The sequence below is a fragment of the Methanoregula sp. genome, assembly GCF_041663825.1.
Taxonomy (GTDB): domain Archaea; phylum Halobacteriota; class Methanomicrobia; order Methanomicrobiales; family Methanospirillaceae; genus Methanoregula.
In genome coordinates, this window is sequence record NZ_JBAYLY010000001.1 from 178062 (window position 1) to 199560 (window position 21499).

Consider the following 21499-nt stretch of genomic DNA (forward strand, 5'->3'; position numbering starts at 1 on the left):
GGGGCCAGAGTCCGGCACCCCCTATCCGGGCCCATATCGGCCCCGGATTGCCCCCCGGCTCGGTGCCTAAGGGCGGGTTTCGCAAAAATGCGGCCATAATTCGGGTGCCCGGGGGCGTTTTTACGTCGGAGTGGGTGAGGCCATATTTAGCCGCATTTGGACGGCCGATCTCCTTCTCATAGGGCCTCTGGCACGTGGAGAACGAAAGACGGCTGTTTTTTTGGGGGGCAGATCCGGGCATCGGGACACACGGTCCGGCATACCCGGTTCCCCGACGGAGACCCCTTTCCTGGAGGCTGCATTTTCCCTCAAATGAGGCACTGATCCCCCCAAAACCGGCACTAATTCAGGATCCGGAAGGCATTTTCACATCGGAGAGACGAGGCCGCTAATAGCAGCGTTCCCACGGTCGATCTTTTCTCAGATAGGCTCTGGCACGTGGGAATGAAAAGAAGGGCGGTTTTGGGGGTCGGGATAGTTGCGACACTGTCGCAACAATTGAACCGGTTGTCAGATTCTCTCTTAACGATGCTTCTTTTGTTCCAGCAGGGCCAGACCTCGTGACGGCCTGATGAGCTCCATCTGGTAACTGTCGAGAAGTTTTTTCTTTGCGGCTTTCATCAGCGGCTCATCCTTTGTCACAAAATAATCCGCACGGTTGATGATGGCCGTTGTAAGAAGCGTCGCATCCTGCGTCTTTGCATCCTTGGTGAGGAAAAGGAGCGGGGCGTAGATCGACCAGTACTCCGGATCGCTCTCCGCTGATCCTTCGGTGATGTAATGGATACGCCCCTCCTCAAAGAGCGTATCGAACGACTGGAACGTTTTGTTATAGACCGCCCGGAAACATTTCTCCGGGATCTCCGGATTTGCCCGTGCATCCCGCCATCGCGAGATCGGCATTCCCTTGTTGAACAGGATGATGCTCCGCAGTTCGTCTTTCATCGCGTAAAAAAGTTCGTTGAGGGCAAGCGATGAAACGTAAAACTCGTGCGCTGAATCCGAAATTTCATCGTTTACGATTGTATCGATAAACGATATGGACTCCGCATAGTGGCTCGCATAAACATCGCGGAATTCCGGTGAAAGATGATAACCGGCGCACAGGACATCGAGAACCCCACCTGAGCCGAGCACCCAGTGTGTCAGGACATTAGCGTCAATAAACCAGACTTTCCCAGGGATTGTATCACCTATAAAAAAATCATTTGCTTTTCTTTTTGGAACTCCACAACCCTTTGATTTGGCCGGCCTCCCCGTACTTGCTGGAGTGCTGGCGGATCTCGTAGTACTTCTGGGTTACCGGGTTGTAGATCCTCTTTTTTGCAGTTGCGGGTGACATGATGTCATGCTCCAGTTATCCTTTAATTATCTGTGCTCTGACATATACCTGTTTATCGAATCACGGGTCAGATCCAGACCTGTGAAGAGTATGAGTCTCCCGGTCCCTCCTGCAATCCATTCTCCGACGGAGACACTTGTTCCCAGGGGTACAGTTTGCACCAAACGGGGGCCGAAATCGCGAAAAATGGGGTCCAATTCGGGTCCCCGGGGGCGTTTTCACGTCGTAGAAAAAAGGGCCTAAACAGGCCCATTTGGACGGCCGATCTCCTCCTCATATGGCATCTGGCACGTGGATGTCATAAGAAGGCGGTTTTTTTGGGGGTGAAATCCGGGCATCGGGACACACGGTCCGGCATACTCCATTCTCCGACGGAGGACTTTCCGGAAGGGGGAGTCTGGTGAGCGAAAATGTGCAAAAAATGCTGCACTTTTACACAGTATTTTGAGATGTGCCCCATACGCAGCCTGATTGCCAAAATACTCCAGAATTGTGGCGCTGTAAAACGCTAATGTACGCTTTTGGGAGGCAGATCTCCGCTCATATGGGCTCTGGTATGTGGGAAATGAAATGAAGGCCTGTTTTGGGGGGTCGGGTCAGCTTCGGTCTTCTTCGTCCCTGAGAATACGACGGATCTCTTTTTTCAACGCAGGCAGCCGGTTTACCGCATTGTCCCAGAGAATCGTCGTCTTGATCCCGAAATATACGTGCGTGAGGACATCGCGGAACCCGGCGATCTTTTTCCAGTCCGTCTCCGTGTACCGGTTCCGTAGTCCGTTCTCGCCCGATGAGGCAGAATGTCCCACGCCCGGTAAAAAAGCGGCGCTTAACCGTTTTTCAGAGCAACAATATCCTTTACACCGACCAGTTTCCAGACGGCTGAACGCTCTTCGCTGACAATCATGTCCACAGGATCATCCAGGCTGTGACCAAGAGCCGTGAGTACCCGGGGCGAAAGTCTTTTTTTCAGGATCATATCGACGAACTGCTGTCGAACCTTCTTTTTCTTATCCGGATCCTGCACCTCTTCGATGATCCCCTGCAGGCTGACAAAGGTAAACGCGGAGAGATCAGGGGCATACTCTTCAATCTCGACTGAGACCTTCGGACTTTGGGCAAAATATTCCATTTTACGACCGTACTTCGTGGAGAGGAAATAGAGAAACTTTCCATCGAACACGTACATAAACGGGGCGACGTAGGGGTGATCGCATGCCCCGAACGCAATCCGTGATATGTACTGGCGTTTGATCAGAGTGTCGTACTCCACTTTGGGCATTCTGGGGATCTTCACCGGCTCGGTCATACCATTATTCCTCAGGTAAGGTATTTTCTCATTTGAGACTGATAAGAATGATTGCTCAAGCCGGGAGTTCATACCATCACTCCGCAAAATTCCGGGGAACAGGACGCGAGGCACGACATTTTCTCCGCACCCGCGGGGGGCCGGCCGGATCCTAGACCGGCACAAATCACACCTCCCGGGAAACGGAGATCCTGTATGCGAATCGGCTATCCCTGCATAAACCGCTCAATCGGGTGCACCCCGTCACGGACATTCCGGCTCAATTCCTATTCCGATGACCGACTCCGGGATACGATCCGGGCCAACCTTTCCTGTCTCGAAAAAATTCTCAGGTATAACGCGCAAAAAGGCCTCCTCTTTTTTCGGATTACCTCAGACCTCGTCCCCTTTGCATCGCACCCGGTCTGTCGGTTTCCCTGGCAGGAACATTTTCTTCCGGTCTTTGAATCGCTTGGCCTGTATATCCGGAACCACCGGTTCCGGATCTCCTTACATCCGGATCAGTTTGTGCTCATCAACACACCAGACACGGATGTACTTCGCCGCAGTATCGATGAACTGGCCTATCATGCACAACTCCTTGAACTGATGGGGCTTGATCGGACTGCCAGGATCCAGATCCATGTCGGGGGCATGTACGGCGATAAACCGGCCAGTATTGAACGCTTTATCCGGGCGTATGCGGGTCTTGATGAAAGGATCCGGCGTCACCTTGTCATTGAAAATGACGACCGTCTCTATTCAGCCGCGGACTGCCTTGCCATCAGCGAACGTACCGGGATCCCGGTGCTGTTTGACGTTTTTCATCACGCAATCCATAATAACGGCGAGCCGGTAAGGGAGATCCTGAACACGGTAGCAAAAACCTGGAGCGGAAATGACGGGCTCCCGATGGTGGATTACAGTTCGCAGCAGGAGGGGAAGCGGCCGGGTGCCCATGCGGAGCACATAGAGATTAAAGATTTCAAACGTTTCCTGAAAGAATCGCATCCCCTGGACCTGGACATCATGCTCGAGATCAAGGATAAGGAGACGAGTGCGCTTGCTGCCCTTTCTGCTGCACGAAACGATCCCCGTCTCATTACCTGAGTGCCGCAAAAAGCGGCACCGGTAACCGTGCCTGAGGATGTTACGGCAACCGTCTGACCCCCGGTGCTGCCATGTCCGCATGCGAGCCGACACACCGGGAGCAGAGCAGGACGACGGCGATGAGGAGAAGAAGACCCGGGATTTTTTACAGAGCGGACCATAGCAACTCTATATATTTTGCTCCAAATTCTATAAAAAATAGAAAAATCTATATTATCCGGGATCCATAATCGTCAGTGGGCACACTGGTGATGATACTCGGACTGACGGGAAGTCTGAATTCGGCATCAACTCATACTTATGACAGAAGTCATTTCTCCCGGCTCCAAAGGGTCGGGTATGCACAACGGACCGGACGCATGGCGGTGGACAGTGGGGGTTTCGAATACGAGATTCTGGATATTTACATTCTGGGCACCGGTTACGCGATACGGCTGGAAGACCTGGTCAGGGCAATCGCAGAGCGAGGGGCTGTCCGGATAGAAGATCTTTCCCGGGAATGGAAATATTATCTCGGCGCCAACTGCGGTCTTGCGCAGGTATCGGCCTCAGGAAAAGGTCTCAACATCGAGCTCTTCACGGGCGGGCTGTACACAACCTCGCTTGTCGCACTCCGCCGGGTAATCGAAAGCAGGGAACGCTACGCTGCAATTGCAAAAATCCCGGAACCGCCGGTGATGCCGGCAGGGAAAGATCGGAGGATCTCCCCCGGGCAGCAGAGGATCAGCGCCTTTGCCTGAAATTATGGCGGATCAAATCTCTTGTGGACCTTTGACCGTTTGCAGGCCGGGCCCCGGTACGCCGGGCCGTCGGGGGGCAGGTTCTCCCGCCCGGGAACCTTCACCCCCCACGCTAACATTTTATAACCACAAAAAATCCTTTTTTCTACCATGTACACCCGGGAAGCATCGGCCCTTGATCTTTTTACGGATTCGATCAGGATCATGGGCGATGCCACCCTGTGCGGCGTCATGGAATTTGACCGGAGGCTCGACCCCGCAACGCTCGGGAAGGCGGCACATGCCTGCCTCCTTGCCCATCCGATCCTCCACAGCCGGCTTGTCCGGGGGTGTGGCCCGGCATTCTGGGAGATGGCTGATCCCGGGACGGCAGCCCCGGTGCCGGTTGAGGAATGCGGCGGGGACTATTACGCCCGGGTCATCGGGCCGGTCGACCCGTACGGGACCCGGCAGTTCCGGGTTCGCCTGCTGCGGAGACCGTCGGGCGATGTTGTTGTCACGAATCTCGCCCACGCGGCGGCCGATGCGACCGGTCTCCATGCACTCATGGCACAGCTGCTCCAGGAATACGAACAACCCGGCAGCATCCGGCCGGCAGAAGGCGGGATCCCGGCACGCGACACGCTCTGGACCCGGGACCTGCTCAAGGACACCACGCCGGCATCTCCGGAAATGCAGGTGATCGATCCCATGTGGCCCGATCCATTCGGCACATCAGAAGGGGCCATGTCGTTTCACCGGGAGTGCATCAGTCCCCCGGTGCTCGCGGCAATCCATGCGCACGCAAAAAAACTCGGCGGGGGCGTCAACGACGCGATCCTCGCGGCCTACTTCCTTGCCATCAGCGACATCACCGGCCATAGGGGCCCGGTACCGCTCTTCTTCCCGGTCAACCTCAGGCAGCACCTGACAGACGGGTCCCGGGTGATGAGCAACCAGGCGACAAATGCAAGTTTTCCCCTGGAACGAAAACCGGGGGAAGGCATGGATGCAATTTTGCCCCGGGTCATCCACGAGACCCGGCTCCTCAAGGCCGGGTGCATCGGCGTTCCCGAGCAGGTCCGGATGGACGCAGCAAGCGACCCGGAGGGCAACACGGTCCGGCAGATGGCAGAGCAGATGGCCACCCTGCAGGACGCCGGCCTTGCCGATATTTTCATCTCGAACCCCGGGACGCTCACCCTCCCGGACACGAAAGGCCTTACCGATGCCTATGTCTGCTACCCGGGCGGTTACATGCCCACGATCTGTTTTATCACGAGCACGTTTCGGGGGCACATGACGGTAACGATGGGATACCAGGACAGCGAACGGGCCAGGGAGGGAACAAAAAAAGCGATGGGGTTGTTCCGGGATTATCTCCGGTCACTCGGGGAGGAGGATGAGGGATGAGGGTCAAACACGTTCCCCGATCTTTTCAGATCATATCTTCGGGAGCATTGTCTCGGGTGCCCGTACCACGAGCACCGGGCACCGGGCATGACGGACCGTCTTCTCGGCTACGCTCCCGAGGCGCAGGTACTCAAAGCCGGTGCGGCCGTTCGTACCCATGACAAGCAGGTCCTCGCCGGCTGAAGCCCGGATGATCTCGTTTGCGACAGCGCCCGTGACGACCACGGGTTTTACCACAATACCGAGCCTCCGGCCCTGATCTGCCACAGAACCCACGGCCATCTGGCAGTACTCCGGGGTAAATTGTTCGTCGTTTCCTCCAAGGGAGATTGGTATACTCCGTACGGTAGCGACAGAGAGCACGGTCACTTCAGCGTTGAAGGCCCGGGCCATCTCAAGCCCGTGCGTGATGGCGGCCCGGGTGATGTATGTGCCGTCCGTGGGGATCAGGATCCGGTGACACGCGAGGCCGCCCGGTTGATCGCCGCGGATGACGAGCACCGGGCAGGACGCAAACCGGACGACTTTCTGTGCCACGCTCCCGAGGAGCATAAGGGAGACCCCGGCACGGCCGGCGGTGCCCATAACGATAAGATCGTAATTTTTCGAGGCATCGATAATTTCCCGGAGGGGGATGCCGGTGACTACCAGGGGTGTGACCTCAACGCCCATCTGCGCCCCCAGGTCCACCACCGTTTGTGTTGCTTTCTCGCAGGACTTGAAGTGAGGCGAATCGGTTTCCGGGGCGGTTGCATCCCAGGGGATTGCATAGTTGCTGACGTCATTAACGCACATCGCGGTGACTTCGGCGCCGGTAATCTTTCCCATGCCAAGGGCAAACGTGATGGCAGCCCGGGTATCGTTGCTCCCGTCAGTGGGGATCAATATTTTTTTGTACGGTATCATGGTTCACCCCCCTCTTGACCTCACCCCGGGAAGGTGCCGTGTGAGAACGGTCCCCGCCTTTCCGCGTGATATATGCTGTTTTATCCTTTTTTTCATCCATAAGTCCTCCGATCGGATTGAACCTGCGGCCATGCCGGAGGGCCTCGTGATTTACGGTCGGATGACCCCTTGGTTGCCCCCGTTACCCTTAATGTATGGCAAATCCTTGGGTACTCGGGAGATCACCTGTAATGCCCGGCGCCGGACTCGTCAAACGATATTCTCTCCTTCTTATCGGCCTGTTCTTCATGGGCCTCGGGATCAGCCTTGTGACCCGGTCGGCTCTCGGGACGTCCCCGATATCGAGCGTGCCCTGGGTGCTCTGCCTCGCTCTTCCCATAACCTTTGGCGAATTCACGATGGCATTCAACATGCTGTTTTTTGCCGCCGAGGTCCTGATCATCGGAAAAGCATTCCCGAAGCACCAGTATCTCCAGATCGTTGTCGGCCTGTCCCTGGGCGTCTTTGTCGACCTGGGCATGATGCTCTCGGCCGGTGTCCACCCGGACTTTTACGCAGAAGAGATCGCCGTGCTGATTTTTGGCTGCGTCGTGCTCGCGCTTGGCATCTTTTTGCAGGTGGCAGCGAACGTCATCATGAATCCCGGTGAAGGACTCGTTAAAGCCATCGCCATAAAGACCGGGAAGCGGTTTGGGATCGTGAAAGTCTGTTTCGATTCCACGCTCGTTTTAAGTGCCGTGTGCATCTCGCTTGTCGCGTTCGGGAGCATCCGGGGCCTGCGGGAGGGGACTGTCATCTCCGCAATCCTTGTCGGCTACATCATCCTCGGCTTTGGCATCATTTTTACCCGGTTCGATCTCGGGAAATGGCTGGAAAACTAAAGATAACTGTCCCCGGGTCGGGTGCGAAAAAAGAGAGAGTGCCTGCCGGCGTTTCAGGATTTGGCTTTCGCGGCCTGCTGCAATGCCGGGGCAAGTTGTGCGAAGATCGGGCTGTTTGACGGGGTCGCGTAGACGATGTACTGGCCGACCACGATCATGCTGCCCACCGGTTTTCCCTTGCCGAGGGGATGGGAGTTGTAGAGCCGGATCGCCGCATCGCGCGACTCGGCACTGTCAAAGGCCTGCGTCGCTATGATCGCCGTGTCGCCCGCCGGGTCGGTGAGCGTGTAGGTCTTGCCACCGACAGCCCCGGTCTGGTTCCAGAGCGTGCCTTTCACGCTCACGACCGAGATACCTGCGGCATCTGCCGCTTCTTTTACCGGTTCACCGGCTACCGTGTGGTAGGGGGCTTCTTCGAAGATCAGGCCGAGCATCAGGCAGGGCAGCAGGAACATCACGACAAGGAAGATCGCAAGGCCGATCTCGCCGTTCTTACTTAATGTCATGGCTTTTCACCTCCCGGGGAGGTCTTAAGCCAGCCCGGGTGTTTGAATTTCATGAATACGAGCGGAGGCACGGCAAGGAGGAACGTGCCCAGCAGGACGGACAGGACATAGGTAATACCGCTTGAGAAATATGATGGCGGCATGAGCCCGACAACAAAGGCAAGGGCCGTACCAAACAGACCGAGACCGCCGACAATCCAGACACCAATCATCCCGCCCGGGATCTTGAAAGGCCGGGGCGTGTCCGGCTGGCTGTACCGCAGTTTGATGAGCGCTGCAAAGACGAGGATGTACACGATACAGAGCAGTTCGACCGTCATCGCTGACAGGATCCAGTAGGCCTGGTTGACGGACGGGAGGAAGACATAGAGGAGCGAGATGACCGAGCCGATCAGTGCCTGGATGAGGAGTACCGCGACCGGCGCACCGTACTTGTTCGTCTTGTTAAAGAGCGGCGGCATGTTCCCGTCTTCGGCAACGATCCCGAGGCCTTTTGCCGGCCCGATCAGCCACGATGCGAGGTTGACAACCCCGCCAAGGGTGATTAGGAGCGCCATGGGCCCGACGAGCCAGGCAATCCCGGCCGCGTCAAAGAAGTACTGGATCGCCTGCATCACACCGGAGGCGAGGTTGAGCTGGTCGGCGGGGATGACGATCGCGATGGCGACTGTCGCAAGGACCGTGCAGATCACGATGATCACGGCCGAGAGTGCCATCGCCCGGGGGAAATCCCTCTGGGGATCTTTTGTCTCCAGCGCGTGGAACCCGGCCATCTCCATGCCGGCAAAGAGGAGGATGACAGTTGCAAAGAACGGCAGGGTCGAGAGGTCGACGCTCGGGATCGTTGCGGCGAGCGAAAACGGCGGGAGGACAATCGTCTGCCCGGACCCGAGCCACCAGAGGCCAAGTGCAATAATGAGGACCGACGGGATGATACTCCCGAGGATCACGCCAATGTTGGAGAATTTCGACGAGGTCTCCTCGCCGAAGTACGCGATGGCTGTAGTGCCCCAGAACACGATCATCATGACAGAAAACATGTACCAGGGGTTACTGGCAAGAGACGGGGTGAGCGCGAACGCGAGCGTCGATGCGGTAAACGAGAGCACGGTCGGGAACCAGACAAGGTTGTTTGACCACTCGCAGAAGAGGGCGGTAAAGCCACCCTTCTCACCGAACGCCCGCTTGACCCACGCGTAGACCCCGCCACCTTCCGGCCAGCCGGTCGCAAGTTCTGCTCCGGCAAGGGAGATGGGGATCAAGAAGAGGACCGCCCCGAGGATGTACCAGCCGATACACGACCACCCGTACACCGCCATCGACGGGAAATTCCTGATACTGAGCACGGCCGCCACGTTGATCATGGCAAGAGCAAAGAGGCCGAGCACCTTTTTTGAGGGAAGACCGTTCGTCTTCCCGGCTGTATCTTCACTCATCGTTTCTTCTCCTTTTTCTTTTCCTTAAGACAGATCATCATGTACTCTCCGTTGACATTCTCGATCCCGTGGGTATCGTGTTCAAAGCCGGGGAAGCGCCGGTCAAACTCCTGCAGGGTGAGGAGATACTGGAGGACCGGGCCACTCTTTTGGCCAGTCCGCTCACCCGGTGCCATGAGGGGGATACCCGGGGGATAGGGAACGATGCCCGTTGCCACGATCCGGTTTGCGGCTTTTGCGACGGGGACCTGTTCCACCTCATCCTTGACCAGCTGCCGGAACGCTTCCGCGTAGGTGACGGCGGGCTCAGGCAGGAGCGAGAACGCTTCCTGGAGCAGGCCGCACATCCTGCGATCTTTTTTAAACGCGTGCATCTCGGCGACAAGTGCCTGCAGTTTCATGCCGCCGTAGCGGTCCGGCCACTTGTCCACAAGGTCCGGGAAGATTTCCCCGAGCGGGGCGTTCTCGTCATATAACCGTTTGAACTCGAAGAGCTCGGTGATAAGCGTTCCCCACTTGCCCTTCGTGATCCCCATCGAGAAGAGGAACAGGATCGAATAATCGCCGGACTTCTCGTTGATGATGCCCCGGGTGTCGAGGAACTTTACCACAACTGCTGCCGGGATCCCCCAGGCAGCGAGCGTGCCGTCTTCGTTGACGCCCGGCGTGAGCACGGTGACCTTGATCGGGTCGAGCATGCAGTAATTGTCCGGCAGGCTGTCAAACCCGTGCCATTTCTCGCCCGGGTGCAGCACCCAGCAGGAAGGGGTGCTCCGGAGCGTTTCGATGGATGTATCGGCAAACGCGACCTTCTTTTTTGTCTTCGGGTCGGTGATCGTTGCCGGCTGCCACATGGGGAACCACCAGTCGGCTTTGGTCTTGCCGGTCCCGACGACTTTCTCGATCCGGGCCATGGTGCGCCGGAACCGGATCGCTTCTTCGATGGACTCGGTCGTGAGCAGCCTTCCTGACGGCCCGTCCATCATTTTTGAGGACACATCGAGTGATGCAATGATCGTGTAGAGCGGGGAGGTGGAGCTGTGCATCATGAACCCCTCGTTGAACCGGGAGTGCTCGATCGGGACCCGGCCGTTTCTGACATGGATCATGGACGCCTGTGAAAGCGCGGCAAGCAGCTTGTGGGTCGACTGGGTGGCAAAGACCGTCGGGCCGTTCTTGTCCCGCACGCCGTCCCGCATGGCAAACCGCTCGCGGTAGAGCGGGTTAAAGCGTGCATAGCCATACCACGCCTCGTCGAAGTGGATGCTGTCGACGCTCTTTCCCAGCAGATCCTCCACTTCTGTTGCATGGTAGCAGAGGCCATCGTAGGTCGAGTTGGTGATGATGGCATGGACCGGTTTTTTGTCAGGCAGGTCTTTTGCGAGCGGGCAGGCAGCAATCTTTGCCTTTATCGCTTTTGGCGTCATCTCGGCCGGGGGGATCGGACCGATGATACCGTACCGGTTCCGGGTCGGGATCATGTACACGGCGACGGAATGCGTCATGGTAAGGGCGTGCTCTGCCGACTTGTGGCAGTTCCGGTCAACGAGGACCACATCATCCTGAGTGACCCGGCCAAAGAAGACGATCTTATTTGCCGTGGACGTACCGTTCGTGACAAAATAGGTCATGTCGGCGCCGAACACTTTTGCCGCGTACCGTTCGGCCTCGCCGACCGGGCCCGAATGGTCAAGAAGCGACCCGAGTTCTCCCACCGAGATGGAAAGATCGGAGCGGAAGAGCTGTTCGCCAAAGAAATTAAAAAACCGCCTTCCCGCCGGTGTCTTCCGGAACGCAGTGCCGCCGGCATGGCCGGGCGTGTGCCAGGAATATTCAAAATCCTTCGAGAACTTTACCAGTTCTCCGAAAAACGGCGGAAGCAGCCGTTCCTGGTACCGTTTTGCCGCCGCCTTGATACGCCCGGCGATAAATTCCGGGGTGTCTTCCATCACGTAGATGTACTCGCTGATCTCCTTGATGACCTCCACCGTGAGCGCGATCGGGGGCTCGCTCGTGGGTGCTGCCATTAAAAAGATGGGGATATCTTCGTTGACGCTGCGGATCTGGCGGAGCAGCGCGAGCGTGTCCTTCTGCGTCTCTGCCGACTGGTTGCCGAGGTTCCAGTTGATAAGGATGCAGCTGACCAAGGGGAGGTTCGCATACGCGGCCCTGGCATCGGCAGACGATGCGACATCGGCGACAACGATGCCAAATTCCTCGAGACCGTGGATGATCCGTTTTATGGCTCTCCCGTGAGGGGTTTCGGTGTGGATCGCATCATCAACTATGGCGACCACGAGACGTTCCTCGGCAGTCATACGGCGCTCCCAGGGAGCCCGTGAATATGCCGCAGATCCTGCGGGTTCTTTCTCCTGCTCATACGCTCCGTTTTGGATATACTTCCATTTAAATAATTTGAAATTATGTCAATGGATCGATACTAAAAATGCCTGTACAAGGAGTACCGGAACCCTGCCATGCACCGGGAGAGTAAGGAATCCGTTCTTCTCTATTTTCATGTTGAAAGAACAACCACCAAAATTCGTATGAGCCAGATCTGGAAGCGGGAGTATCCTTTTTGGCAGCTGCCACCCTCCCTTTATAGCAGGAGGGGGTACCCCCCCATTTGTACAAAGGTGACACCCCCCACTCCCGGGCCACAAGAGGGGGGTGGGGTATCATGCTTTTAAAAAATCAGTCGGGGGTCAGGGTACCTCTCATTTTTGGGAGCGGGGGGGTGCCCCCATGCAAGAAAAGAGGCCCCTACCCCCCCAAGCCATTGGCCGACAAAATATACTTTCAGACGATAACTCCACGCGAAGCAAAGGTTTTGGAAATGCAGGAAAGGGGGGGGTAGGCCTCCTCTTATGCCCGGACAGGGGGGTGGGGGTATCATGCTTTTAAAAAATTGGTCGGGGGGTAGGGGTACCTCCCGGTTTTGGGAGCGGGGGGTACCCCCAATGGTCCGGGAATCGCTTCGGTAAATCCTATTAAAAAATTCTGATGTTTGTAAAGGGAAATTTAGAGAAGTACTGGGAGTTAAAAAATATCGGATAATGAACCGGCAGGATTCAGGACAAATATCGAGCCGCACCCGTCAGGACCAGAGCACAGGCAGAAGTGTCTGTCCTCCCCGTGATCTTCGTCTATTATAACGGTACCTTCCCGCTGGCAGACGGGACATGCGCAAATCTTATGGTGAACCCTTCTTGCCAACGATATTGGTCGCGATATAAAAAGAGGTCGCGGGCCCGGCAGTTTTCGCCGGGTTAGCTGCAGGTTCCCTGCACTCCCGCCTGACTGCCGCTGAGTGTTGTCGAACAGGCACCCGGCTGCGTCGTAAACCCGCAGCAGAGCAGCGACTTTACTGCATCGGGGGTCCGGCCGCCGAAATTAAACTCGCTGACCGTGACGCCGTTTAAGATCAGGGTAGGAGATCCCGTAACCCCGTAGGAATCAGAGAGGTTAAAATCTGCCTGTGCGTACCGGAGTCCACGGGGCGCTTCGCTCATGCACCCGGAAAGTTTCGCAGTATCGACACCCGTACTCTTCACGCAGGCGTCCGATGATGCGGAGTTGAGGAAACAGGAGACGTACTTCCAGTACAGGTCAGGCTGCTCCTCGCGGATGCAGATCTGGCGCAGGTTTTCGGCTGCTTCGGTCGGGCCGTGCATTGACTGGACAGTACCATTCGTGATCCCTCCGATATACCGGACCTTGATGTGGGTAGAGAGAACCGGGAGGTTCTCGGAAATATTGGCAATGAGGGCCTGCATCTGTTTCCCGTACGGGCAGTACGAGACAACGAAGGCTTCCATCACCGGGGTGTCCTGTTTTTTGATGTCGGCACAGGTTTTCGCGGTTGAGGCGACAGAAGCAGCAGTTGTAACCGGTGTCACCTGCGTCCCGGTATTTCCTGAAGATCCCAGGGAGTACGAGGCCGGGAAGAGCAGTTTCCCATCCTTGGTCATGTAGACCTCGATGGTCCGGTTTACCCCGGAGGCCGTAAATGCTGTCGAGATCCGGTATACACCGCTCTCCTCGGTCACGTTATTCAGGCTGATCGTTTCACCCTGGCTGATAAGGTTTGCCCGGATGAAACTGACCGCTGCCTGCGCCGAAGCGTCCGGCCCGGCCAAGGTACTGAAAAGCGGTGAGCCGGCCACCTGGGAAAATCCCCCGGCAAGATCGACTGCAGACAGGACTGCAAAGAGGATGATAAACACGATTGCGATAAATTTCCACGGTTTGTCCATTGATAGGTCACCAGATTTTTTCTCGTATTATAGGATCTCCCGAAGAATTTAAAGACCCTACATTTGATGCAGGCACCCGGGCCCGGACAATCGCGGAAAATCTCCGCCGATGTTTTATTAAAAGAAACACGTTTTTTGTATACTTACAGATATTATATTAAGACTATTTCGGTTCCTTTTTATGCAGACTGAATGAAATTAATACGATTCGCATGAAAATTTGTGGCTGCATCCTGATTTTTTTCCTTTTGCTGTGTACTGGGCCGGTTCTTGCCGATTCGCACCAGTTCACGTTTGTCAATAACTGCGACCAGACCGTATGGGTGAATGTCCAGGGGGGTCCGCCGGGGATCTGCGATAATAATATCGATCCGGCGACCCATAAAAATGTCCAGTGCAGCGCCTGCTCCTCCTGCGCGGATGGCTCCCTGTGCAACACATCAGTCACGACCGGGGCAAGCCTTCCCATGTGTTGCCCGCTCCTGACCGATCTCCCGCGCTGCTGGAACGGCGAGCAGTGTTCCAAGGATGGCTGCTGCCCGCAGATTGCCCAGACCGCCAATACAACCTATCCCTGCCCTGGGATCACCTCGACTGCAACCTGCCAGAATACCAGTATGACCTACGATCAGATCGCAAACCTGAGCGGGTATAACAACCCCGCCTCGGGACACCATCGTGCTGCCTGTAACGGCAGTGTTATCGGGGGCGGGGGCTTTTCACTGGCCGCAAACGGCGGTAGCCAGACATACGATGTCAATGACGGATGGCAGGGAGCCTGGTTTGGCAGGACAAACTGTAACTTCAACGACAAGGGAGAGGGAAACTGTGAAACCGGCGACTGCATATCGGCAGGATGGGGTCACCTGCAGTGCAGCGGTGTGGGATCTTCACCGCCCGCGACAAAAGGTGAGATCAACCTCAACCTTGCTGACGGGATCGATTACTACGATGTCAGCCTGGTGGACGGTTTTAACCTCCCCATGCAGATCGAGCCGACTGATTACAACACGGATTACTCAAACCCGAACGACCCCAACGGGACGTTCACCTGCAAGGCCGCCGGCTGCCTGAATACCTCAACCGTGACCAAGTGCCCGACAAACCTGACCTACAAGCCCAACGGCAACGTGGTCGCATGCCAGGACGACTGCAATGTTGCAACGGCCCTGCATGTCTCCAACCCTGCAATGTACTCGACTGCCGTGGTCAATGCGTACTGCTGCCCGGATTCGGAATACTGTTCCCCCATCAATCCCTGTCGTGAGGGAAGCACCTGCAAGGCGTGGCTGACAGCACCGGGAACCTGCAAGAACTGCTCGGCATATACCGGGCTTTATCCCAACGGGTACCCCACCTTCACGGATCTGCCCAACTCCGCGATCTTCTTCCACGCCTCCTGCCCGAACGCGTACAGTTTCACCTACGATGACGCCGCGGCCAGTTATGTATGCAACAGCACTCCTGCGACCGGACTTCGGACAAAATACACAGTAACGTTCTGTTCGCCCTCATTCCATCTGACACCCACACCGACCCCCACCAGCGACAGCAGCGATTCCGGTGGTGACACTGGGAGTGCCGGCCCATCTGGTTCAACAGTAGCTTCAGCACCCGCCTCAAATGCCGCAGGAACCGTGTCCCTCTTGTTTAACCAGCAGCCGACAGGTAACTCCCCGGTCGGGGTCAGCAAGGTGCAGATCTCAACGGGAACGCGAACAGAATCCTTTGCCGTGACCGCCCAGCCGGTAGCTCTGGGAGATGCAATGCAGGTCAAGGGTCATCCGGCCGCAGGATACCTGCAGATCTCGCCGGTTGGTGTTCCCGACGGTACCATCACGTCAGGTACCATCACATTTGTCGTGAGCGGAACCTGGCTCACCGCAAATAACGTTGCCCCCGCAAATGTCGAACTGATGAGGTACAACGATAAACAGTGGAATGCACTGCCGACGACCTTTGTGAGCCAGTCGGGGGATAATTATTATTTCAGCGCGGTAACACCAGGTTTCTCGTACTTCGCGATCACCGTAAAGTCGCAGGGTAGTACAGCAGCCAACGTAACAATTGCAGAGACTGTAGCAAGAGTTACCTCCCTGCCCTTAACAACCACAACCGTCGGGGGAGTCCGCAGTATTTCCACCACGATCCCGGTGACCGGGACACCGGTTGTTACACAGACCACGATGCCTGCGCCGGTTTCGTTCTTCCCGGACATGACCATCGGCATTGCGATTGCAGCCCTTGTCATCATCGTCATCGCGGCATTCCTTGTCCGGCGCTGGTGGATCCGGCGGCAGAACCCGGCGCTCTCCAGGAAACTGGACTAAATCTATGACCGGGGCCGCTCATCTTCGGCAGCTCTCCGCGTGGGTCCGGTGGGAACCGGACCCGGATACCGCGGTTGCCGTACTCTCGGCAATCGCCATGATCCCGCTGTACTACCTTTCGGTCCACCTGACCGGCTGGCCGGGGACTGCCACCCTCTTTATCCAGATGGTGCTCCTCGGTGTGGTGTTCCCGGTCTGGTGGCTGGTGTGGCACCGGAAGAAGACGCTCGCCGACCTCGGGATCACCCGGGTGCATACGGCGGCAAGCATTGTGGCAGGGATCGTCCTTGCCATTCTCTTCTATCACAAGCTCCTTATCTGGGTATCAGGACCGGCCGTCATTCCCCAGCTGCTCGTGAACGCGTGCATGTTCTGGGAGCCGTTTTTTGTCTTCGGCTGGCTCTTCTTGTGCTTTTACCGGGCATTCGGAATCGTTCCCGGCATTCTTTTTACCTCGCTTGCGTTTGCCGCCTACCACCTCGGCACCTACCCGGCAGAGGGTCTCGTGATGCTTCTTATCGTGGGACTCCTCTTTGGCTGCATTTTCTGCACGACACAAAATATCCTCATCCTCTGGCCGTTTTCGTGGACGGTCTCCTCCGGTATCGGGACGGCGATGGGGGGCATGGTGTTCGGGTGGAGAGATGTGGCGGTATCGGCAATAGTGCTTGTCATCTCCTTAGCGTTTATCGCGTATACCGCACATGCCGGGCCGGGGCACGAGTCGGGCACATGATACCCCGGGGTGGCAAAACAGGCTTGGCCGGCCCGGCCTGAAACGGCGCCGTTCATCAACAACCAGCCGGGGGATTTTCACCAGATTCTTTTTTTGTTCGTTTACCGGCTCTACCCGGCCCTGTCCCTCCGGATAGTCCTCCGGAAAAGCCGTACCAAAGGCAGGCGACAATATATAAAATCGTATTATGGTGCCGGTGAAAATTACCTCCACGGGTATCCAGATTTATGCCAGCACCATACATCCATTCTTTATCTTACGGCGTCGGTGACTGTTCGAATCAGGAATATCCGGAACGAAACGGTCAGTATTATGCAGATTGTCAAATCCGCGAGACGCACACTTACAGCAGCCATCCTTACGGCAGGGCTCGCGTACCCGGCCTGTGCCGCTGTCTGTCCCAAAGGGATCGGGGGCTGCACGTCCCCGGGCCGGTGCTTCCTCTTTGTCGATGCCGATGGGAATTCCCTCTGCGATTATACGGCACGGACCAGCTCACAGGCAACGACGACCACCGCACCCATCCAGACACAGTCCGCGACCACGGGTGCAGCAACCCCGGCCCCGGCTACCACCGCGTCCGCAGTACAGAATACCTCCTCCGGGGGATTCCTGGATACGATCCACCTGTCCGTTCCCGTAATGGAAATTATCCTCTTCCTGGTCTTTGCCGGGATACTTTTCGCGCTCGTGAGGACCGGGATCCTCGTGATCAGGATCCGGAACACACTTCCTGCCCTCGCCTTCTCATCCCTCTTTGCGCTCGGGCTCTCTCTCGTCGCAACATCCCTTCTTGCAGGGGACACCGGTTCAGGGACCGTGTATGCCCTCGTCTACATGGGGGCCGGGACGCTGCTCGCCGCGTACCTCTGGCAGACGGGCGTGATGACACGGAAGACTGTGCTTCTCGCCGCAGTCATGAGCACGCTCGCCGGTTTTGTCTTTGTGGCGCCGATCATGCCGCTGGAACTCGGGGGGATCGTGAGCGTAGTGACCGGTGCATCGGCCCTGAACGTGGGAATCGTCGTGATCTGCGCTGTCGTCATCCTCGCGCTGCTGTTTGGCAGGACGTTCTGCGGCACCATCTGCCCGGTGGGGTCCCTGCAGGAGCTGGCCTCTGCCGTACCGGGGAAAAAGATAGTGATCCGGCGCACGGGAATTCTCGAACTGATCCGACTTTGTGTATTTATCACAACCGTCATCGCGGCCGTGTACCTCATCGACCTGATGGAATACACCGGGCTGTACGACCTCTTCTCCCTCACGCTCTCCACCATGCTGGTGGTTGCTGCCGGTCTTGTCCTGCTGTCGGTATTCGTGTACCGCCCGGTCTGCCGGATCCTCTGCCCGTTCGGTGTCCTCTTCTCAATCTTCGCAGAGTTCAGCTGGTTCCGGCTTCGGCGCTCGGCGACCTGTATCAACTGCAAAAAATGCGAGAAGGCCTGCCCCGCTTCCACGGCAGGCAGGTTTGCCTCAAAAAGGGAGTGCTATCTCTGCGGCCGGTGTACCGGTGCCTGTCCCGTTGAAACGGCACTCAACTACCGGGACTGACCTCCCGCCAGGTAATCCTTGCGATCAGGCCGGGCCTTCGCAGATATCGGGGCCCGGGAAAAATTCCGGCGCGTGATAGGTGACGGGGCGGAAACCTTCACATGCCATCACACGCCACATACTCCTTTAAGAGATCATGATCCCCGCCACCGTCACCCGGTCCAGGCCCGGTTCGAAGTATGAAAGACATAGTACAGGAAGGATGCCCGGATGACCGGTGAGATGGATAAGAAACTGGAGGGGCTCTCAAAGTATATCGTCACGAGCCCTTCGTGGGCAAAGTCGCTGGTCATTATCATCATCCTCTCTTCCTGCGTCGAGATCATGGCGATGCTCGGGAGCGGAAAATCCCTTATCCACCCCACCCTCTTCCCGGTCGCCGCCTACCTCGTCCCGGCACTTGCCGCCCTTGCCCTGACGCCCTGGCTTGCCCGCCGGTTCTCCGGGAAACTCACATACGAATGGTCAGGGCTCACGGCCGCGATCGGCCTTGTCATCTCGCTCTTTGTCTCCCTCTCGCCCATCCTGCTCTTCCGGTTCTCGTTCCCGCTCTTCTTTGCGGTCTCGCTCGCATTTGTCTTCGCGTTCCGGATGCTCCTCCTCGCCGCTGTCGTCGACTATCACCTCCGAAGAGTCGTCGTCCCGGCGCTCCTCCATTCAGGGATCGCGGTCGCGGGAGCGGCACCGTTCCTCGGCCTTGTATTCGTGCAGCTCTCCATCCTCCTCCACATCAGCTTCGCGGTCGGCGTCCTCCTCTTCATCATCGTGATCGAACGCCCGATGAAGGCAAACTTCAAAGTCGGGCCCCTTGAACTTGCAAACGCGTTTCTCGCCCACCTCTCCGAGGGCAGCCACAAGCTCGACGACTTTTTCAGGAGCATTGGGGAAAGCGTGGTCGTGCCCGAGGTCTCGCTCATAATAGAGCGGGAGGGAAAAGAGGAGATCTTTGTCACGGTGCCAAACGTCCACCCCGGCCCGCTTGGGGAGGTCGGGGGGAGCAACCTGCCGAAGATCCTCCACGGGATGATCGGCAACTCATCGATGGTCTTCCACGGTTCTGCCTCGCACGATTTCAACCCGGTCGATGAGGTCGAGGTACGAAAAGTCGGCGATGCCGTCATTGCAGCCCGGCCGGTTGCCTGCACGAACACCGGCTGCACGCGGTCGGCACGGTACCGGTGCGGGTCGGTGGACGTGCTCGCGCAGGCGTTCGGGGACACGGTCATCGCGATTGGGACCCGGTCACCGCTCGTCACCGAGGATCTTGAATTTTCTGTCGGGTTTGCCCTCATGAAAGCGGGCGAGAAATATTTCCGGCACGTCGCTTTTGTCGATGCCCACAACTGCATGGACTCGATAGAGGACGGGGTTCACCCGGGAACGGAGCTCGCGATGGAGTACACCGGCGCCGTTGATACGGCGTTTGCCGCCACCGCACAGCAGGAGCAGGTCAGGTTCTCGGCCGGTTACGCGGCCCGTAAATTCCCGTACACCCGGCAGGACGGGTTTGGCGACCTCGGCGTCCAGGTGCTTGTCATCAATGCCGGCGGACAGAAGACCGCGTACGTCCTCTTTGACGGCAACAACATGCAGACCGGCGCCCGCGACGAGATCAGGCGGCGCCTGCTCGCCCGGGTGGACGAGTGCGAGGTCACGACGACCGATACCCATGTGGTGAACACCGTCTCCGGCAGAAACCAGGTGGGGCTCCGGGTCAAGGTCGACGACTTCTACCCGCTCGTTGAAGAGGCGGTGATCGATGCTCTTGCCGATACCGCTCCCGCCCGGACTGCCGGCGCAACCGCGTGGTGTAAGGGGATCGTGGTCTTTGGTTCGCAGCGGATCTCCCAGCTCGCCTCCACGGTAAACGGGATGATGGGATTTTTACTCCCTGTCGCGCTCATCCTTCTCATCGGAGCATTCCTCACGACCGCGATGGCGTATTTCCTGCTCGTGTATTAGGTTACGATTATACCGGGCTTACGTGGGATAACTGATTTGATATTTGATTCTTAAAGTACGGAACAAGGACGTTTTTTTAACCATGACAGAACACACGAATCTTTACCCGGTATCGGATACCGCGGCACTTGTCATGCTCTGGGCCCAGGAGTACTATGAGACAAAGCCCGTGATCGGTACCTATCTTTCGAGGCTTGACCTGTCCCGGGGCAGGCCGCTCGTGGAACGCTATAACAGCATCTGTCCCTGGTACCCTGAAGTGATCATCAACCGGAAGCATTTTATCAAAAACACGGTTGAAGAACTGATGAGGAACGATGCGAAACGGACGATCATCGTCAACTTAGGTGCCGGGTTCTCCCCGCTCGCTCTTGAGCTGTCGCCGCTGCTGTGCGACCGTGTCCGCTTCATCGAGATCGATATGAGTAATATGAGCCACAAGCACGAGCTCTATTCCGAACTGGTCCCGGACCGGTGCGGTTTTATCTCCTGCATCGAAGCGGATATTTCCGATACGGCCTTCCTGACTGAAACACTGAGAAAAGAGATGGGGGATCCGGCACGCACGAGGCTTATCGTAGTCATGGAAGGGCTCACCTATTATATCGGAAAACCGGCGATGGAGCGGGTTCTTGAATGCCTGTCACATCTTGCCCCGGATCTTGCTATCATTTTCGAGCATCTCAAACCGTGCAGGCTGGTAAGCGAAGACCGGCGTTTCATCCCGTACGGGATCTTCTCCCATGTCCGGGACTATACCTCTCTTGACCGGATGACCACCTATTCCGAGGATGAGATCCGTGCGATGCTGGGCCCGGGATTTTCCTGCAACTATTGCGATATGGATACGATGGAGACAGAAAGGACCGGATCCCGCAGGTACTTCCCGGCTCCCGATTCCGGCTGGCTCTCGTGTGCAGTCGCGGTGCGCAGGCCAGTCACGCGATAACGGTCTTTTTTATAGTCAAATCCGGAGAGGGACCAAAATCATTTCAAGCACGATCATCACAAAAACGGGGCCTCATTAGCCTGGCGGAGGTGTGTTCTCCGGATTGCCCCGGCCCCC

The 21499-nt window shown here is 57.1% G+C and carries 19 protein-coding genes; 10 read left to right on the forward strand and 9 right to left on the reverse strand.

Annotated features, from left to right (window positions below):
* Positions 1-522: 522 nt before the first annotated feature.
* The 4 genes from WCX19_RS00940 to WCX19_RS00955 all read right to left on the reverse strand — a co-directional run bounded on the left by WCX19_RS00940 (position 523) and on the right by WCX19_RS00955 (position 2648).
* Positions 523-1137 (reverse strand): hypothetical protein, encoded by a 615-nt coding sequence (locus WCX19_RS00940; protein WP_373003597.1) that lies wholly within the window; start codon positions 1135-1137, stop codon positions 523-525.
* Positions 1138-1204: 67 nt separating this feature from the next.
* On the reverse strand, positions 1205-1342 hold the full coding sequence (locus WCX19_RS00945; RefSeq protein WP_373003601.1) for a hypothetical protein: 138 nt from the start codon (positions 1340-1342) through the stop codon (positions 1205-1207).
* 596 nt (positions 1343-1938) lie between these two features.
* Positions 1939-2148 (reverse strand): DUF86 domain-containing protein, encoded by a 210-nt coding sequence (locus tag WCX19_RS00950; RefSeq protein ID WP_373003604.1) that lies wholly within the window; start codon positions 2146-2148, stop codon positions 1939-1941.
* Between the two features lie 20 nt (positions 2149-2168).
* Positions 2169-2648 carry a pyridoxamine 5'-phosphate oxidase family protein gene (locus WCX19_RS00955; protein ID WP_373003607.1) on the reverse strand — a complete coding sequence of 160 codons (480 nt, stop codon included), beginning with the start codon at positions 2646-2648 and terminating at the stop codon, positions 2169-2171.
* A gap of 195 nt (positions 2649-2843) precedes the next feature.
* Here WCX19_RS00955 and uvsE point away from each other — a divergent pair, with 195 nt between their 5' ends.
* From uvsE to WCX19_RS00975, 4 genes are all read left to right on the forward strand, one after another.
* Positions 2844-3737: a UV DNA damage repair endonuclease UvsE gene (gene uvsE / locus WCX19_RS00960; RefSeq protein WP_373003610.1), complete on the forward strand. Its 894-nt coding sequence runs from the start codon at positions 2844-2846 to the stop codon at positions 3735-3737.
* Between the two features lie 37 nt (positions 3738-3774).
* Positions 3775-3900 carry a hypothetical protein gene (locus tag WCX19_RS00965; protein ID WP_373003613.1) on the forward strand — a complete coding sequence of 42 codons (126 nt, stop codon included), beginning with the start codon at positions 3775-3777 and terminating at the stop codon, positions 3898-3900.
* Between the two features lie 196 nt (positions 3901-4096).
* Positions 4097-4477 (forward strand): hypothetical protein, encoded by a 381-nt coding sequence (locus tag WCX19_RS00970; protein WP_373003615.1) that lies wholly within the window; start codon positions 4097-4099, stop codon positions 4475-4477.
* A 150-nt stretch (positions 4478-4627) separates the two neighbouring features.
* Positions 4628-5869, forward strand: a complete 1242-nt coding sequence (locus tag WCX19_RS00975) for a hypothetical protein (protein WP_373003618.1) — start codon at positions 4628-4630, stop codon at positions 5867-5869.
* 30 nt (positions 5870-5899) lie between these two features.
* On the opposite strand, the gene WCX19_RS00980 is transcribed toward WCX19_RS00975, so the two are convergent.
* The gene (locus WCX19_RS00980) at positions 5900-6775 is read right to left on the reverse strand and encodes a universal stress protein (RefSeq protein WP_373003620.1); all 876 of its coding nucleotides are present in this window, start codon (positions 6773-6775) and stop codon (positions 5900-5902) included.
* A gap of 230 nt (positions 6776-7005) precedes the next feature.
* Here WCX19_RS00980 and WCX19_RS00985 point away from each other — a divergent pair, with 230 nt between their 5' ends.
* A complete protein-coding gene (locus tag WCX19_RS00985) occupies positions 7006-7656 on the forward strand; it encodes a YitT family protein (protein ID WP_373003623.1) in 651 nt (216 codons plus the stop codon).
* A gap of 53 nt (positions 7657-7709) precedes the next feature.
* On the opposite strand, the gene WCX19_RS00990 is transcribed toward WCX19_RS00985, so the two are convergent.
* The 4 genes from WCX19_RS00990 to WCX19_RS01005 form a co-directional block, all read right to left on the reverse strand.
* On the reverse strand, positions 7710-8162 hold the full coding sequence (locus tag WCX19_RS00990; protein ID WP_373003626.1) for a hypothetical protein: 453 nt from the start codon (positions 8160-8162) through the stop codon (positions 7710-7712).
* Complete coding sequence (locus WCX19_RS00995) at positions 8159-9598, reverse strand: amino acid permease (RefSeq protein WP_373003629.1); 1440 nt, start codon at positions 9596-9598, stop codon at positions 8159-8161. Before WCX19_RS00995 ends, WCX19_RS00990 begins: the two co-directional genes overlap by 4 nt.
* Entirely contained in the window at positions 9595-11916 is a 2322-nt protein-coding gene (locus tag WCX19_RS01000; RefSeq protein ID WP_373003631.1) for an Orn/Lys/Arg decarboxylase N-terminal domain-containing protein, read from the reverse strand. The genes WCX19_RS00995 and WCX19_RS01000 overlap by 4 nt, the downstream gene beginning before the upstream one ends.
* A gap of 951 nt (positions 11917-12867) precedes the next feature.
* The gene (locus WCX19_RS01005) at positions 12868-13854 is read right to left on the reverse strand and encodes a DsbA family protein (RefSeq protein ID WP_373003633.1); all 987 of its coding nucleotides are present in this window, start codon (positions 13852-13854) and stop codon (positions 12868-12870) included.
* A gap of 248 nt (positions 13855-14102) precedes the next feature.
* Here WCX19_RS01005 and WCX19_RS01010 point away from each other — a divergent pair, with 248 nt between their 5' ends.
* The 5 genes from WCX19_RS01010 to WCX19_RS01030 all read left to right on the forward strand — a co-directional run bounded on the left by WCX19_RS01010 (position 14103) and on the right by WCX19_RS01030 (position 21382).
* Positions 14103-16184, forward strand: a complete 2082-nt coding sequence (locus tag WCX19_RS01010; RefSeq protein WP_373003637.1) for a thaumatin family protein — start codon at positions 14103-14105, stop codon at positions 16182-16184.
* A 4-nt stretch (positions 16185-16188) separates the two neighbouring features.
* Positions 16189-16920 carry a type II CAAX prenyl endopeptidase Rce1 family protein gene (locus WCX19_RS01015; protein ID WP_373003641.1) on the forward strand — a complete coding sequence of 244 codons (732 nt, stop codon included), beginning with the start codon at positions 16189-16191 and terminating at the stop codon, positions 16918-16920.
* A 267-nt stretch (positions 16921-17187) separates the two neighbouring features.
* Positions 17188-18471: a 4Fe-4S binding protein gene (locus WCX19_RS01020; RefSeq protein WP_373003644.1), complete on the forward strand. Its 1284-nt coding sequence runs from the start codon at positions 17188-17190 to the stop codon at positions 18469-18471.
* A gap of 210 nt (positions 18472-18681) precedes the next feature.
* The gene (locus WCX19_RS01025) at positions 18682-20433 is read left to right on the forward strand and encodes a DUF2070 family protein (RefSeq protein ID WP_373003647.1); all 1752 of its coding nucleotides are present in this window, start codon (positions 18682-18684) and stop codon (positions 20431-20433) included.
* An 82-nt stretch (positions 20434-20515) separates the two neighbouring features.
* Positions 20516-21382 carry a class I SAM-dependent methyltransferase gene (locus WCX19_RS01030; protein WP_373003650.1) on the forward strand — a complete coding sequence of 289 codons (867 nt, stop codon included), beginning with the start codon at positions 20516-20518 and terminating at the stop codon, positions 21380-21382.
* The last annotated feature ends 117 nt before the right edge of the window (positions 21383-21499 follow it).